Origin of the sequence: Stenotrophomonas rhizophila (genome assembly GCF_003751305.1) — a bacterium.
In the GTDB taxonomy this organism is placed as follows: Bacteria; Pseudomonadota; Gammaproteobacteria; order Xanthomonadales; family Xanthomonadaceae; genus Stenotrophomonas; species Stenotrophomonas rhizophila_B.
The window spans coordinates 139,662-153,520 of sequence record NZ_RJKV01000001.1 but is presented as its reverse complement, the minus strand read 5'-3'; the positions used below and the strand labels follow the sequence as shown (position 1 = coordinate 153,520).

Sequence of the window (13,859 nt, the reverse complement as noted above, 5' to 3'; positions counted from 1 at the left end):
GCATGCTGGTTTTCACCCACCCCGCCTGTCTGCAACACGATCCCGGCCGCGGCCATCCCGAATGCCCGGCGCGCCTGCAGGGGGTGCTGGATGCGCTCAAGGCGGCCTATCCGGACCAGCTGGACTGGCGCGAGGCCCCACCGGCCAAGCTCGGCGAGCTGGCCCGGGTGCACGACAGCGAACTGATCGATCTGGTGCTCACGCCGCAGACCGAGCCACTGCGCCTGATCGACATGGACACCATGACCTCGCCCGGATCAGCCAGCGCGGCCCTGCACGCCGCGGGTGCCGGGGTGGCGGCCGTCGATGCGGTGATGCTTGGTAGTGATCCGGTCGCGTTCTGCGCGGTGCGCCCGCCCGGCCACCACGCCAGTGCCAGCACCGCGATGGGCTTCTGTCTGTTCAACAACATTGCCATCGCCGCGGCCTACGCCCGCGATCGCTACGGGCTGGAGCGGATCGCCATCGTCGATTTCGACGTCCACCACGGCAACGGCACCCAGGACATTTTCATCGCCGACCCTGGCGTGGCGTACTACAGCACCCACCAGGCCGGCCTGTTCCCCAATTCCGGCCTGCGCCGGGACCGCGGAGCCGGCAACCTGATGAACATCCTGCTGCCCCCGGGCAGCGGCGGCTTCCGCTTCCGCAACACCTGGGCCGACGAGATGCTGCCGGCCATCGATGATTTCCGGCCCCAGCTGCTGCTGATCTCGGCCGGCTTCGACGCCCACATGCGCGACCCACAGGCCGACCTGATGCTGGAAACCGAGGATTTCGCCTGGATCACCACCGAGCTGCGTGGCCTGGCCCGGCGCCACGGCGCGGGCCGGATCGTGTCCATGCTGGAAGGCGGCTACGACCTGCAGGCCTTGGCCGAGTGCAGCGTGGCCCACGTCGGGCAGCTGCGCTGACGCCGCCCGGTCCGGGTGGCGAATGAACCCGGACCCCTGCATCAGCGCGACCTTCATTGCCCCTATGCAAGGGATGGGGCAAGCTACGATCCGTTTTCGCCCGAATCCGATACCGCGTGCGCCGAGCCCTCCGCCTGCTGCCCCTCCCCCTCAGTATCGCCATCTGCCTGCCGGCCCTGGCCGACGACAAGCCGGTGAACTGGGGCCTGTGCCCGGTTACCGACGTGCTGCCCGTGTTCGACGATGCGCCCAAGGCTGACAAAGCCGCGGCCGCGACGCGTGACCAGCAGCCGACCGATATCGAGGGTGACCAACTCACCGGCACCTCCGTGGTGCCCAACTACCAGGGCAACGTCGCGCTCAAGCGCGGTGACCAGTTCCTGGGGACCGACAACCTGAGCTTCGATACCGAGAGCGGCAATTACGTCGCCGAGGGCAACGTCCGCTACCAGGACTCCTCGATCCGGATGAAGGCCCGTCGCGCCGAGGGCAACCAGGAAAGCGACACCCACAAGATCAGCGACATCCAGTACCAGCTGGTGTCCCGCCGCGGCAATGGCGGTGCCGAATCGATCGACCTGCAGGGTGCGGTCGGCCAGATGCATCGTTCCACTTACACCACCTGCGATCCCTCGCAGCCGGTGTGGAAGCTGTCGGCCCCGCAGATCGAGGTCGATAACGACGCCGGCTTCGGTACCGCACGCAACGCGGTGCTGCGCATCGGCAAGGTGCCGGTGCTGTGGGCGCCGTACTTCAAGTTCCCGATCGATGATCGCCGCCAGACCGGTCTGCTCTACCCGCAGATCGGCCTGTCCGGCCGCAACGGCTTCGACTACACCCAGCCGATCTATCTGAACCTGGCGCCGAACTTCGACGACACCCTGATGCCGCGCTACATGAGCAAGCGCGGCTTCATGCTCGACAACGAGTTCCGGTATCTCTACGACGGTGGGCGCGGCGAGCTGCTGACCGCCTACCTGCCCAACGACAAGCTGCGCGACAAGGATCGCGGCCGCGTGGAGTTTGGCGGGTACCACAACATCAATGCCAACTGGCAGGCCCGTGCGAATCTGGCCTGGGTCAGCGATGAGCGCTATCTGGAGGATTTCTCCAACAAGCTGCTCGGCGTGACCACCTCCAACCTGCAGAGCCAGATCGGCATCTACGGCACCGGCGAGAACTGGACCGGCGGCCTGATGGCCGACTACTGGCAGCTCACCGATTACACGCTGACCGAAGCGTCCCTGCCGTACGCGCGCCAGCCGCGCCTGTTCGTCAACTGGGACAAGCCGCTGCTGCCGTGGCTGGAAACCGGCGTGTATGCCGAAGCGGTGAACTTCACGCATCTGGACGTGCACGGCAAGATCATCGATGCCGAAGGCGAATACGTCCGCGACGGCCTGCCGCCGACGCGCATGGACGGTGGCTCGCGCCTCGATATCAAGCCCTATGTCTCGATGCCGTTCAGCGGCGCGGCCTGGTACGTCACCCCGACGCTGGCCTACCGCTACACCGGCTATGACCTGGAACGTGGCCTCGCCGACAGCATCCGCCGCAGTCAGTTGACCCCGGAACAGTTGGCGGTTGCCACCCCCGACCAATTGCGCGGCAACACCTCGCCGAGCCGCAGCCTGCCGATCGGAACCATCGACGCCGGGCTGTTCTTCGACCGCGAGACCACCATCGGCGGCACGCGCTTCCTGCATACGCTGGAACCGCGTCTGTTCTACCTGCGTACGCCGTACCGCGACCAGAGCGATCTGCCGGTATTCGATACGCGTGACTTCACCTTCAGCTGGGGCCAGCTGTTCCGCGACTCGCGCTACTCCGGCGCCGATCGCCAGAATGACGCCAACCAGCTGACCATGGCGGTGAGCACCCGCTTCATCGACCAGGACACCGGCAAAGAGCGCTTCTCCGGCAGCATTGGCCAGATCCTGTACTTCGATGATTCCCGGGTCACCCTCAACAGCAGCGAAACCCCGGTGGAACAGGGCAAGTCGGCCTGGATCGCGGACGCCAACTACGCCATCAACGACCGCTGGAACCTGGGCGCCACCTATCAGTGGGATCCCAAGTACAAGCGTGAGGATCTGGCCAGCGTGCGCGCGCGCTACCTGATGTCCAACGATGGCGTGGTCAACCTGACCTACCGCCACCGCTTGAACCCCAACGGCAGCGAGTTGCTGGAACAGGCCGACCTGTCCTTCCTCTATCCGCTCAACGAGCGCTGGAGCCTGGTGGGTCGCTACTACTACTCCATCCAGGATCGCGCGCCGCTGGAAATCATCGGCGGCGTGCAGTGGGACAGCTGCTGCCTGGCCGTTCGCGCCATCGCCCGCCGCTACGTCCGCAACCGCGAAGGCGAGCTCAACAACTCCTTCCAGATCGAGTTCGTGCTCAAGGGCCTGAGCTCCATCGGCCAGAACACGGACCGCACCTTGCGCCGTGCTATTCTCGGCTACTACCGAGACGACCTCTATCTGGTGCCGCCCAGCAACACCGGTGCGGCCCGCGATGACTACGATCCGAATCTGATCCCATGACCAAGACCCTTCCCGTACTCCTTGCCTCCCTGCTGGCGGTCTCCTCCGCGACGGCCCCGTTGCAGGTAATGGCACAGCAGAGCCAGCGTCTGGACCGCATCGCGGCGATCGTCGATGAGGACGTCGTGCTGCAGAGCGAACTGGACCGTGCCGTCCAGAACATCAAAGCGCAGTACGCCGGTCGCGAAAACCAGCTGCCGCCCGATGACGTGCTCAACCGCCAGGTGCTCGAGCGCCTGGTCCTGGTCAAGCTGCAGGTCGCCCGCGCTGAGAGCAGTGGCATCAAGGTCAGCGATCAGGAATTGAACCAGGCGATCAACGCCATCGCCCAGCAGAACGGCTCCACCCTGGATGCCCTGCGCCAGCGGCTGGCCAGCGACGGCCTGGATTTCAACGATTTCCGCAATTCGGTCCGTGACGAGATCACCGTGCAGCGCCTGCGCCAGAGCTTTGCGCAGAGCCGCATCTCGGTCAGCGAAGGCGAAGTGGATGGCGCGCTCAAGCAGCAGGCCACCGTCGGTACCCAGTACCACCTGGCGCACATCCTGATCGGCCTGCCCGAAGGGGCCACCGCCGAGCAGATCACCACCGGCCAGAAGAAGGCCGATGGCGTGAAGGCGCTGCTGGACAAGGGCGAGATCGACTTCAACGCCGCGGCGGTCCGTTATTCGGACAGCCCCAACGCGCTGGAAGGCGGCGACCTGGGCTGGCGTTCGCTGGATGAAATCCCGAATGCGTTCGCCCAGATGATGAAAGACATGAAGTCCGGCGACGTGGTCGGTCCGCTGCGTGGCCCGAGCGGCTTCCAGCTGCTGAAGCTGGTCGAGGTGCGTGACGCCAACGCCACCGCCGGCGGTGGTCAGAGCATCACCGAGTACCACGCCCGCCACATCCTGGTCCGCATCACCGACCAGCAGGACAACGCCGCGGCCAAGGCCAAGATCGATACCCTGCGCGCCCGCATTGCCGGCGGCGCGGAGTTCGATGCGGTAGCCAAGGAATCCTCGGAAGACAACAACAGCAAGGGCCAGGGCGGCGATCTGGGCTGGTTCCCGGTCGATGCGTTCGGTCCGGACTTCGGCAAGCAGGTTGAAGGCGTCGCCGACGGTGGCGTCAGCCAGCCGTTCCGCACCGATGCCGGCTGGCACATCGTCCAGCGCGTCGCCACGCGCCAGACCGATGCCACCACCGACAACCAGCGCGCCCAGATCCGTGAAACGATCGGCCGTCGCAAGCTGGAGGAAGAGTACAACCGCTTCCTGCAGGAACTGCGTGGCGAAGCCTACGTGGACATGCGCGGCAACACGCCTGCTGGCGCCGCAGCCCCCACCCCGCCGCAGTCCTGATCGATGCTCCCGCAGCTCGCGCTGGTCCCGGGCGAGCCGGCGGGGGTCGGCCCGGAGCTTTGCCTCCGTCTGATCCAGCAGCCGCGCACTGATTGCCGGCTGCTCGCCTTCGCCGACCCGGATACCCTGCACGCCGCCGCCGCGGCGCTGTCGCTGCCGCTGCAGCTCCTGCCTGAAGATGCCATCGCCCGCCAGCCGGGCGATCTGCCGTTGCGCGCGGTCCCCAATGCCGTGCCGTCGCGCTTCGGTACGCCGGACGCGGCCAACGCCGGGGCGGTGATCGGCGCGCTGCGTCAGGCCGGTCAGGCCTGCCTGTCCGGTGAACTCGCCGGCGTGGTCACTGGCCCGGTGCATAAGGCGGTCATCAACGAGGGCGGCATCGCCTACAGCGGCACCACCGAACTGCTGGCCGACCAGGCCCGTTCGCCGGTGGTGATGATGCTGGCCAATGACATCGTGCGCGTGGCGCTGGCGACCACCCACCTGCCGCTGCGGGCGGTCGCCGATGCGATTACGGCCGATGGTCTGGCACTCACCCTGCAGATCGTCCACGACGCCCTGCAGCGCGATTTCGGCCTGGCCTCGCCGCGCATCGCCGTGCTCGGGCTCAACCCGCACGCCGGCGAAGACGGCCACCTGGGCCGCGAAGAACTTGACCTGATCATCCCGCTGCTGGAGCGCCTGCGCGCCCAGGGCATGGACCTGGTCGGGCCACTGCCGGCCGACACCGCCTTCCTGCCGGCCAAGCTGGCCGGGTTCGACACGGTGCTGGCCATGTACCACGACCAGGGCCTGCCGGTGCTCAAGTACAGCGGCTTCGAGCAGGCCGTCAACATCACCCTGGGCCTGCCCTACCCGCGCGTCGCGGTCGACCATGGCACCGCCCTGGACCTGGCCGGCCGCGGCGTGGCCGACCCTTCCAGCCTCCTCGCTGCCACCGCGCTGTGTGCCCGGCTGGCGCGCCAACGTACACTGGTGTCATGACTTCTTCGTATTCCTCCTCCGGCGCCCCCGGTTTCTCCGGCCCCGCCAAGAAGCAGCTCGGCCAGCACTTCCTCGCCGACCGCAGCTATATCGACAAGATCGTCCTGGCGGTCAGCCCGAAAGACGGCGACCGTCTGGTCGAGATCGGCCCCGGCCAGGGCGCGATCACCCTGCCGCTGCTGCGCCGCCACCCGAAGCTGACCGTGATCGAGTTCGATCGGGATCTGGTCGGCCCGCTGGCCGCCGCCGCCGAGCCGCTGGGCGAGATGACCATCATCCACCGCGACGTGCTGCAGGTGGACTTCACCGAGTTGGCCGCCGGCAGCCCGATCCGCCTGGTCGGCAACCTGCCCTACAACATCTCCTCGCCGATCCTGTTCCATGCCCTGGACCACGCCGCGGTGATCACCGACATGCACTTCATGCTGCAGAAGGAAGTGGTCGACCGCATGGCCGCCGATCCGGGCAGCAAGGTGTATGGCCGACTGAGCGTGATGCTGCAGGCGTTCTGCAAGGTGACCTCGCTGTTCGTGGTGCCGCCGGGTGCGTTCCGCCCGCCGCCCAAGGTCGATTCGGCGGTGGTGCGGCTGGTGCCGCGGGATCCGGCCACGGTCGGCATCCTGGACCGCAAGCGCTTCGCCCACGTGGTCAAGGCCGCCTTCGGGCAGCGCCGCAAGACCCTGCGCAATGCGCTGCAGAACGTGTGCACGCCCGAGCAGTTCGAGGCGGCCGGTGTGCGCAGCGATGCCCGTGCCGAGCAGTTGGACGTGGCGCAGTTCATCGCGCTGGCCAACGCCCCGTACGAGGCTGACGCGCCGCAAGGTTGAGCGCGCCACCTCGTGGCCCTCACCGGCCGCGCGCACGTGGAACCGCCTGACATCCATGACGGGGGCGCTGCCAGCTTGGCAGCACTCATCTCATCGTGCACAACATTCACTAAACTGCCTGCATGAACGACGCTGCAAACTACGCGATCTCCGTCGAGGTCGCCCCCCGCTTCCTCGATGACCAGTCCACCCCGGAGGACGGCCGCTACGCGTTCGCCTATACGATCCGCATCCTCAACCGGGGCCGCGTCGCGGCACGGCTGGTGGCCCGCCACTGGCGGATCACCGATGCCAATGGCCGCATCGAACATGTCGACGGCGATGGGGTGATCGGCGAGCAGCCGCGGCTGCGCCCCGGTGAAGACTTCCGTTACACCTCCGGTGTCATGCTGGAGACCGAGCACGGCACGATGCAGGGGCACTACGACATGGTGGCCGACGACGGCACCGAGTTCGCCGCCCCCATCGCGCCGTTCGTCCTGACCGTTCCGCGCACACTGCACTGATGGAGGCGCACGCATGAGTGTCTGGGCCATCGGCGACCTGCAGGGCTGCTACGACGTCACCCAGCGGTTGCTGGAAAAAATCAAGTTCGACCCCGCGGTCGACAAGCTGTGGTTCTGCGGCGATCTGGTCAACCGCGGTGGGCAGTCGCTGGAAACCCTGCGCCTGGTCCATTCGCTGCGCGAGAGCAGCGTGATCGTACTGGGCAACCATGACCTGTCCCTGCTCGCGGTCGGTGCACGCACCGAGGAAGAGCAGCGCAAGGTCAATCCGGACCTGCTGCGCATCGTGCAGGCCGAGGACCGCGACGAGCTGCTGGACTGGCTGCGCCTGCAGAAGCTGGCCCATGTGGACCGCGAGCTGGGCTGGATGATGATCCACGCCGGGCTCGCCCCGAAGTGGACCACCCAGCTGGCCGAAAAGCATGCGCGCGAGGTCGAGCAGCAGCTGCACGGCAGCGGCTACCGCAAGCTGTTCCGCAACATGTACGGCGACAAGCCCAGCTGGTCACCCGGCCTGGCCGGCTACGACCGCTCGCGCGCGATCATCAATCTGTTCACCCGCATGCGTTACTGCACGCCGCGGGGCCGGATCGGGATCGAAGACAAGGGCACGCCGGGCACGCAGGAACAGGGCCTGTACCCCTGGTTCGAGGTGCCGGGCCGCGCCGAGCGCGATCTGAAGATCGTCTGCGGGCATTGGTCCGCCTTGGGCCTGACCATCACCCAGGGTGTGCATGCGATCGATACCGGCGCGGTCTGGGGTGGCAAGCTCACCGCACTGCAGCTGGATACCGACGAACTGCGCGTGGTGCAGGTGCCGGGCCGCGATGTGCCCAAGCCGGTGTCCGCGCCGCGTCCGCCGGCACGCCGACCGACTGCCGAGGGTGCCCAGCCGAACGGGCGTCCGCCGCGGCAGGGGCAAGGCCAAGGGCGCGACCGTGGCCGTGGTGGCCAGGGCCGACAAGGCGGTGGCGCGAAGCCCGCGCAGAACGCTGAGCAGCAGCCGCAGAAAAACGACGTCACCAGCGACGCCGAATGATCCGCAGGCCGGTCAGTACGACCGGCCTGCCTGCAGCGCGCGCTCAGGCGCGGCGGTAATCCACGAAATCGAACGCGAACGCGTGCCGCTCGTCGGCCGCGTGGTGTTCGCGCGCCACTTCCACCCACAGCGCCGGATCGACGGGCGGGAAATGGGTATCGGCCGGTACAGTGGTCTGTACCCAGGTCAGGTGCAGATCGGTGGCCTGGGCCATGGCCAGGCGATAGATCTCGCCGCCGCCGATGACGCACAGCTCCTCCGCCCCCGCAGCGCCCGCTGCCTGCAGCCCCTGCTCGATCGAGGTCACCGCCTGCATGCCCTCGAAGGGCACCTGCCCGCTGCGGGTCAGCACCAGATTCAACCGGCCCGGCAAGGCACGGCCGAGCGACTGCGCGGTCCTGCGCCCCATCAGGATCGGCTTGCCGACGGTCAGCGCCTTGAAGCGCTTGAGATCGTCCGGCAGCTTCCATGGCAGGTCGTTGTCACGGCCAATGCCGTGGTCGGTGTCCAGCGCGGCGATCAGGGAGAGCTTCATGCGCGTGTTGCTCACACCGCCACCGGGGCCTTGATCGCCGGGTGCGGGTCGTAGCCATCGATGCGGATGTCATCGAACTGGAAACCGAACAGATCGGTCACGTCGGGGTTCAACCACAATTTCGGCAGCGCGCGCGGCTCACGCGCGAGCTGTTCGCGGGCCTGCTCGACGTGGTTCGAGTACAGGTGCGCGTCGCCCAGGGTGTGCACGAAATCGCCGACGCCCAGCCCGGTCGCCTGCGCCACCATGTGGGTCAGCAGCGCATAGCTGGCGATGTTGAACGGCACGCCGAGGAAGATGTCGCCGCTGCGCTGGTAAAGCTGGCAGCTGAGCTTGCCGTCCACCACATAGAACTGGAACAGGTTGTGGCACGGCATCAACGCCATCTGCGAAAGCTCGCCCACGTTCCAGGCGCTGACCACCAGCCGGCGTGAATCCGGGTTGCGCTTGATCTCGTCCACCAGCCACTGCATCTGGTCGATCGCCCCGCCATCGGCGGTGGCCCAGCTGCGCCACTGCTTGCCGTAGATCGGGCCGAGATCGCCGTTGGCATCGGCCCACTCGTCCCAGATCCGCACCTGGTGGTCCTTCAGATACCCGATGTTGGTATCGCCTTTCAGGAACCACAGCAGCTCATGGATGATCGAGCGCAGGTGCAGTTTCTTGGTGGTGACCAGCGGGAAGCCGTCATTGAGGTTGAAGCGCATCTGCCAGCCGAACACGCTGCGCGTGCCGGTGCCGGTGCGGTCGGATTTCTCCGTGCCGTGCTCCAGCACATGTGCGAGCAGATCGAGATAGGTCTTCATGCCTTGGCGCCTTCAGGGGCGACCGGCAGCACCGGCTGCAGGACCGGTGCGCGACGCGACAACGCCAGCAGCACCAGGCCAAAGGCCACCAGCGGCAGGCTGAGCAGCTGGCCACGGGTGAACCAGTCGAAGGCGAGATAGACGCCATTGTCCGGCATGCGCACGAACTCCACCGCGAAGCGGAAGATGCCGTACATCAGTGCGAACAGGCCGGCGATCACGTAGCGGTGGCGCGGCTTGGCCGACACCGCCCACAGCACGAGGAACATCACCAGGCCTTCCAGCAGCGCTTCATACAGCTGCGAGGGATGGCGGGCGTACTGGTTGAGCGCGCCGGTGGCGAACTCGGCCTTGAGCGTTGTCAGATCCAGCCCGTTCAACGGCGCCGGCAGGCCGCTCGGGAACACCACGCCCCAGCTGCCGTCGGTGTACTTGCCCCACAGCTCGGCGCCGATGAAGTTGCCGATGCGCCCGAAGCCCAGGCCCAACGGGACCAGCGGGGCGACGAAATCGAGGGTGTCGAACAGATGCAGGCGATGCTTGCGCGACCACCACCACGCGGCGAGCAGCACGCCGAGCAGGCCACCGTGGAAGCTCATGCCGCCGTCCCACACCTTGAACAGCAGCAGCGGGTTGTGCAGGAATTCCGAGGTCGCGTAGAACAGCATGTAGCCCACGCGGCCACCGACAACCACGCCGAGCATCGCGTAGAACAGCAGATCGGAGAAGCCGTTGGCATCGACCCCGGGCAGGCGCCCGGCCGCGATCCGCTTGCGCCCCAGCCACCAGGCAGCGGTGAAGCCGAGCAGGTACATGATGCCGTACCAATGCACCTTGATCGGCCCGAGCGAGATGGCGATGGGGTCGATATCGTGGAAATAGATCATGAAGGGCGCCTTGCAGGGATGCCGATATTCTAGCGCCGCCCGGGAGCGGCCTCGCGGCGGCCGCGATCGCGCGATTGCCGGGCTTCAGCCCAGCATCTGGGGCGTGTCCGGCAGGCCGTCATCGTGTGACCCCGGAACCGGCGGATAGTGCCCGGCCAGCAGGTCCGAAACCTCTTCGATCGCCAGCAGTACCGCCTCCTGCAGGGCACCCTCACGCAGCCGCTGCTGCATGTGCGCGCAGATCGCGTGCCACTGCGCCTCACCGATGCGCCCGCGCAGGCCGCGGTCGGCGACCAGCTCGATGGCATGGTCGGCCAGCAGCAGGTAGATGAGTACGCCGTTGTTGTGTTCGGTATCCCAGGTGCGCAACTGGGCGAAGGCCTGCTCAGCGCGCTGCTGCGCGGTGATGCCCTGCCACAACGCGGCCAGCGCCAGATCCGCTTCCACCGCGAACATCACCTGACCACCGTGGCGCCGCTCGCCGGCGGTGATCGCATCGGTGATCGCCTGCAGATGTGCGGGTGGGAAGGCGCGTCGCACCGACGGGGAGAACACGTGCCGGAGCCAGCGCATCACCAGCCTCCCGAGGCGCCACCGCCTCCCGAACGTCCACCCCCTCCGCCCCAGCCGCCTCCACCGCCGCCGAAGCCACCCCCGCCGCCACCGAACCCGCCACCGCCCCAGCCCCCACCACCCCAGCCGCCACTGCGTGCGAACACGCCGCCGCGACCGGCCGACGTCAGGCCGACCAGCAGGCCCACCACGGCGGCCGCGCCACTGGCGACCACCAGCGAGGTGAACAGGAACGCGGCCACCCCGGCCCCGGCACCGCTCGCCAGCGCGCGCAGCGGTCGCGGCAGCCAGCCCAGGATGCCGCGCAGGAACAGACCGGCAAACAGGCCGATGCCCAGCGCCATCGTCCAGTTGCCACCCGCCGGGGCGTCCTGCGTGCGATGCGTACTGACCGGCGCGGGCAGCGCCTCGCCGTCGATCAGCTTGACCAGCGCGGCGCTGGCGTCGGTGAGGCCACCGGCATAGTCATTGGTGCGGAAACGCGGGGCGAGGTACTCCTGGATCACCCGGTTGGCGATCGCATCCGGGATCGCGCCTTCCAGGCCGTAGCCCGGCTCGATGCGGACCCGGCGATCGTCCTTGGCCACCACCAGCAGCACGCCGTCATCCACGCCCTTGCGGCCGACGGACCACTGCTCGAACACGCGCTGGGTGTACTGCTCGATGGTTTCCGGCGCGGTGGTCGGCACCATCAGGATCTGCAGCTGGCTGCCCTTGCGCTGCTGCAACGCCAACGCCTGCGCCTCCAGCGCCTGGATCTGCGCCGCATCCAGGGTGCCGGTGGTGTCGACCACCGGCGAGGACATCGCCGGGATCGCCGCCTGGGTCTGCGCCCAGACAGGCAACGCCAGCGCCAGGCAGAGCAGCAACAGGCAGCGCAGCAGGCGCATGGTCACGGGCTCAGTTCGCCGGCTGCGGCTGCTGCTGCGGCGGCGCCTGCGGTGCAGGTGCCGGGGCCGGTGGCTGCGAACCGAACTTGACCGCCGGCGGCTGCGAGATCTGCGCTTCGTTCTCCACCGTGAAGTTCGGCTTGGTCGCATAGCCGAACAGCTTGGCGGTGATCACCTGCGGGAACTGGCGGATGTAGGTGTTGTAGTCCTGCACCATCTGGATGTAGCGGCCGCGCGCCACGGTGATGCGGTTCTCGGTGCCCTCCAGCTGCGCCTGCAGATCGCGGAAGCCCTGGTCGGACTTCAGGTTCGGATAGTTCTCGGTGACCACCAGCAGGCGCGACAGCGCACCGCTCAGCTCGCCCTGGGCCTGCTGGAACTGCTTGAGGGAGTCGGCATCGTCGGCATTGACGTTGACCTGCCCCACGCGCGCACGGGCGTTGGTGACATCGGTCAGCACCTGGCGTTCCTGGTTGGCATAGCCTTCCACGGTCTGCACCAGGTTGGGGATCAGATCGGCGCGGCGCTTGTACTGGTTGAGCACCTCGGCCCAACCGGCCTTGACCTGCTCATCCTTCTGCTGGATGGCGTTGTAGCCACAACCGGACAACAGGGAGGCCAGCACGGCCAGGCACAACAAACGGGAGAACGATCGCATGGCCGGCTCCGGATCTCGATGAACGGGATCCGGAGCATGCCACGTCTTGGGTAAAGCGGATGTGGGTGCCGACCAACGGTCGGCACCCACCTTCTTACCAGTTGCCGGCACCCGGCACGTGGTGGGCCACGGCGCGGCGGCGCATCAGCAGGTTCAGCCACTCCACCAGCACCGAGAAGCCCATCGCGGCGTAGATGTAGGGCTTGGGCACATGCACGTCCAGGCCATCGAGGATCAGCACCGCGCCGATCAGCAGGATGAAGGCCAGGGCCAGCATCTTCACGGTCGGGTTGGCGTCGATGAAGCGGCCCAGCGGGTTGGCGGCCAGCAGCATGACCGCGACCGAGAGCAGGATCGCGGCGACCATCACCGGCACATGCTCGGCGATGCCGACGGCGGTGATGACCGAGTCCAGCGAGAACACGATGTCGATGATGGCGATCTGCGCGATGACCATGCCGAACACGGCAGAGGCCTTGGTGGTGGTCGGATCTTCGTCCTCACCGCCGGTGATCAGCTCGCGGATTTCCATGCCGCCCTTGATGATCAGGAACAGGCCACCGACGATCAGCACCAGGTCGCGGATCGAGATGCCCATCCCGGCCACCGTGAACAGGTTGGCCTGCATGTGTGCCAGATAGGCCAGCGAGACCAGCAGCAGGATGCGGGTGATGCAGGCCACGGCGATGCCGAGCTTGCGTGCGAACGGACGACGCGCCTCGGGCAGCTTGCTCACCGCGATCGAGATGAACACCAGGTTGTCGATGCCCAGCACGATTTCCAGTGCGCTCAGCGTCAGAAGGGTCAACCAGACATTGGGGTCGGACAACAACTCAAGGAACATGGACTTCCATCCTTACAGGGGGGATGACGCGCGTGACGCGTCAGAAGTATTACGTCAGAAGATCTGCGGCAGCAGGATCAGGACCCAGCACACCAGTACGTTCATCATCAGCACGAACACGGCGGCCGAGCCCATGTCCTTGGCACGCCCGGCGAGCTCGTGGAACTCAGCGCCGTAGCGTTCGATCACCGCCTCGATCGCCGAGTTGGCCAGTTCCATGGCCAGCACCAGCAGCACCGAGCCGATCATCAGTGCGCGCTCCACCGGGGTCTGGCCGAGCCAGAGCGCCAGCGGAGCGAGCACGATCAGCAGGTAGACCTCCAGCCGGAACGAGGACTCATGCAGCCAGGCCGCACGCAGCCCCTGCCACGACCACACGGCGGCCTTGAAAATGCGCTTGGGGCCGCGCGGCAGGTGCCCGATTTCATCCGCCATGGGCAATCACCCGGGTCGGCAATGCGGGCCGGAACGGCAGGAACAGCACACGGCAGACAGTCATGAGCA

Annotated in this window: 15 protein-coding genes; 7 read left to right on the top strand and 8 right to left on the bottom strand. The window is 67.2% G+C overall.

Translation table 11 applies throughout. From position 1 onward, the window contains the following. Window positions 1-2 precede the first annotated feature (2 nt). The 7 genes from EDF74_RS00630 (at window position 3) to EDF74_RS00600 (ending at window position 8,162) form a co-directional block, all read left to right on the top strand. Window positions 3-914: a histone deacetylase family protein gene (locus EDF74_RS00630; RefSeq protein WP_123728397.1), complete on the top strand. Its 912-nt coding sequence runs from the start codon at window positions 3-5 to the stop codon at window positions 912-914. Between the two features lie 116 nt (window positions 915-1,030). Then, entirely contained in the window at window positions 1,031-3,460 is a 2,430-nt protein-coding gene (lptD, locus tag EDF74_RS00625; protein ID WP_123728396.1) for an LPS-assembly protein LptD, read from the top strand. Continuing rightward, window positions 3,457-4,806 (top strand): peptidylprolyl isomerase, encoded by a 1,350-nt coding sequence (locus tag EDF74_RS00620; protein ID WP_123728395.1) that lies wholly within the window; start codon window positions 3,457-3,459, stop codon window positions 4,804-4,806. The genes lptD and EDF74_RS00620 overlap by 4 nt, the downstream gene beginning before the upstream one ends. Window positions 4,807-4,809: 3 nt before the next feature. Then, entirely contained in the window at window positions 4,810-5,790 is a 981-nt protein-coding gene (gene pdxA / locus EDF74_RS00615; RefSeq protein WP_123728394.1) for a 4-hydroxythreonine-4-phosphate dehydrogenase PdxA, read from the top strand. Beyond that, window positions 5,787-6,617, top strand: coding sequence for a 16S rRNA (adenine(1518)-N(6)/adenine(1519)-N(6))-dimethyltransferase RsmA (gene rsmA, locus EDF74_RS00610; protein WP_123728393.1), 831 nt, complete (start codon window positions 5,787-5,789; stop codon window positions 6,615-6,617). Before pdxA ends, rsmA begins: the two co-directional genes overlap by 4 nt. Window positions 6,618-6,739: 122 nt before the next feature. Next, entirely contained in the window at window positions 6,740-7,123 is a 384-nt protein-coding gene (gene apaG, locus EDF74_RS00605) for a Co2+/Mg2+ efflux protein ApaG (RefSeq protein ID WP_121042792.1), read from the top strand. Window positions 7,124-7,136: 13 nt separating this feature from the next. Beyond that, window positions 7,137-8,162, top strand: a complete 1,026-nt coding sequence (locus EDF74_RS00600; protein ID WP_123728392.1) for a symmetrical bis(5'-nucleosyl)-tetraphosphatase — start codon at window positions 7,137-7,139, stop codon at window positions 8,160-8,162. A gap of 43 nt (window positions 8,163-8,205) precedes the next feature. On the opposite strand, the gene EDF74_RS00595 is transcribed toward EDF74_RS00600, so the two are convergent. The 8 genes from EDF74_RS00595 to EDF74_RS00560 form a co-directional block, all read right to left on the bottom strand. Further along, window positions 8,206-8,697, bottom strand: a complete 492-nt coding sequence (locus EDF74_RS00595; RefSeq protein ID WP_123729670.1) for a dihydrofolate reductase — start codon at window positions 8,695-8,697, stop codon at window positions 8,206-8,208. 11 nt (window positions 8,698-8,708) lie between these two features. Further along, window positions 8,709-9,503 (bottom strand): thymidylate synthase, encoded by a 795-nt coding sequence (locus EDF74_RS00590; RefSeq protein ID WP_123728391.1) that lies wholly within the window; start codon window positions 9,501-9,503, stop codon window positions 8,709-8,711. Beyond that, window positions 9,500-10,390, bottom strand: a complete 891-nt coding sequence (gene lgt / locus EDF74_RS00585; protein ID WP_123728390.1) for a prolipoprotein diacylglyceryl transferase — start codon at window positions 10,388-10,390, stop codon at window positions 9,500-9,502. The genes EDF74_RS00590 and lgt overlap by 4 nt, the downstream gene beginning before the upstream one ends. Window positions 10,391-10,474: 84 nt before the next feature. Further along, entirely contained in the window at window positions 10,475-10,963 is a 489-nt protein-coding gene (locus EDF74_RS00580; protein ID WP_123728389.1) for a TPM domain-containing protein, read from the bottom strand. Continuing rightward, a complete protein-coding gene (locus EDF74_RS00575) occupies window positions 10,963-11,859 on the bottom strand; it encodes a TPM domain-containing protein (RefSeq protein ID WP_184996995.1) in 897 nt (298 codons plus the stop codon). The genes EDF74_RS00580 and EDF74_RS00575 overlap by 1 nt, the downstream gene beginning before the upstream one ends. A gap of 4 nt (window positions 11,860-11,863) precedes the next feature. Next, entirely contained in the window at window positions 11,864-12,511 is a 648-nt protein-coding gene (locus EDF74_RS00570) for a LemA family protein (protein WP_123728387.1), read from the bottom strand. Between the two features lie 94 nt (window positions 12,512-12,605). Beyond that, window positions 12,606-13,355, bottom strand: a complete 750-nt coding sequence (locus EDF74_RS00565) for a TerC family protein (protein ID WP_123728386.1) — start codon at window positions 13,353-13,355, stop codon at window positions 12,606-12,608. A 54-nt stretch (window positions 13,356-13,409) separates the two neighbouring features. Continuing rightward, window positions 13,410-13,790, bottom strand: coding sequence for a diacylglycerol kinase (locus tag EDF74_RS00560; RefSeq protein WP_019182439.1), 381 nt, complete (start codon window positions 13,788-13,790; stop codon window positions 13,410-13,412). Window positions 13,791-13,859: the final 69 nt, after the last annotated feature.

Coding starts and splice junctions, on each gene's coding strand:
- EDF74_RS00630 (WP_123728397.1), top strand. CDS start 3: ATGCTGGTTTTCACCCACCCCGCCTGTCTGCAACACGATCCCGGCCGC.
- EDF74_RS00620 (WP_123728395.1), top strand. CDS start 3,457: ATGACCAAGACCCTTCCCGTACTCCTTGCCTCCCTGCTGGCGGTCTCC.
- pdxA (WP_123728394.1), top strand. CDS start 4,810: ATGCTCCCGCAGCTCGCGCTGGTCCCGGGCGAGCCGGCGGGGGTCGGC.
- rsmA (WP_123728393.1), top strand. CDS start 5,787: ATGACTTCTTCGTATTCCTCCTCCGGCGCCCCCGGTTTCTCCGGCCCC.
- apaG (WP_121042792.1), top strand. CDS start 6,740: ATGAACGACGCTGCAAACTACGCGATCTCCGTCGAGGTCGCCCCCCGC.
- EDF74_RS00600 (WP_123728392.1), top strand. CDS start 7,137: ATGAGTGTCTGGGCCATCGGCGACCTGCAGGGCTGCTACGACGTCACC.
- EDF74_RS00595 (WP_123729670.1), bottom strand. CDS start 8,697: ATGAAGCTCTCCCTGATCGCCGCGCTGGACACCGACCACGGCATTGGC.
- EDF74_RS00590 (WP_123728391.1), bottom strand. CDS start 9,503: ATGAAGACCTATCTCGATCTGCTCGCACATGTGCTGGAGCACGGCACG.
- lgt (WP_123728390.1), bottom strand. CDS start 10,390: ATGATCTATTTCCACGATATCGACCCCATCGCCATCTCGCTCGGGCCG.
- EDF74_RS00580 (WP_123728389.1), bottom strand. CDS start 10,963: ATGCGCTGGCTCCGGCACGTGTTCTCCCCGTCGGTGCGACGCGCCTTC.
- EDF74_RS00570 (WP_123728387.1), bottom strand. CDS start 12,511: ATGCGATCGTTCTCCCGTTTGTTGTGCCTGGCCGTGCTGGCCTCCCTG.
- EDF74_RS00565 (WP_123728386.1), bottom strand. CDS start 13,355: ATGTTCCTTGAGTTGTTGTCCGACCCCAATGTCTGGTTGACCCTTCTG.
- EDF74_RS00560 (WP_019182439.1), bottom strand. CDS start 13,790: ATGGCGGATGAAATCGGGCACCTGCCGCGCGGCCCCAAGCGCATTTTC.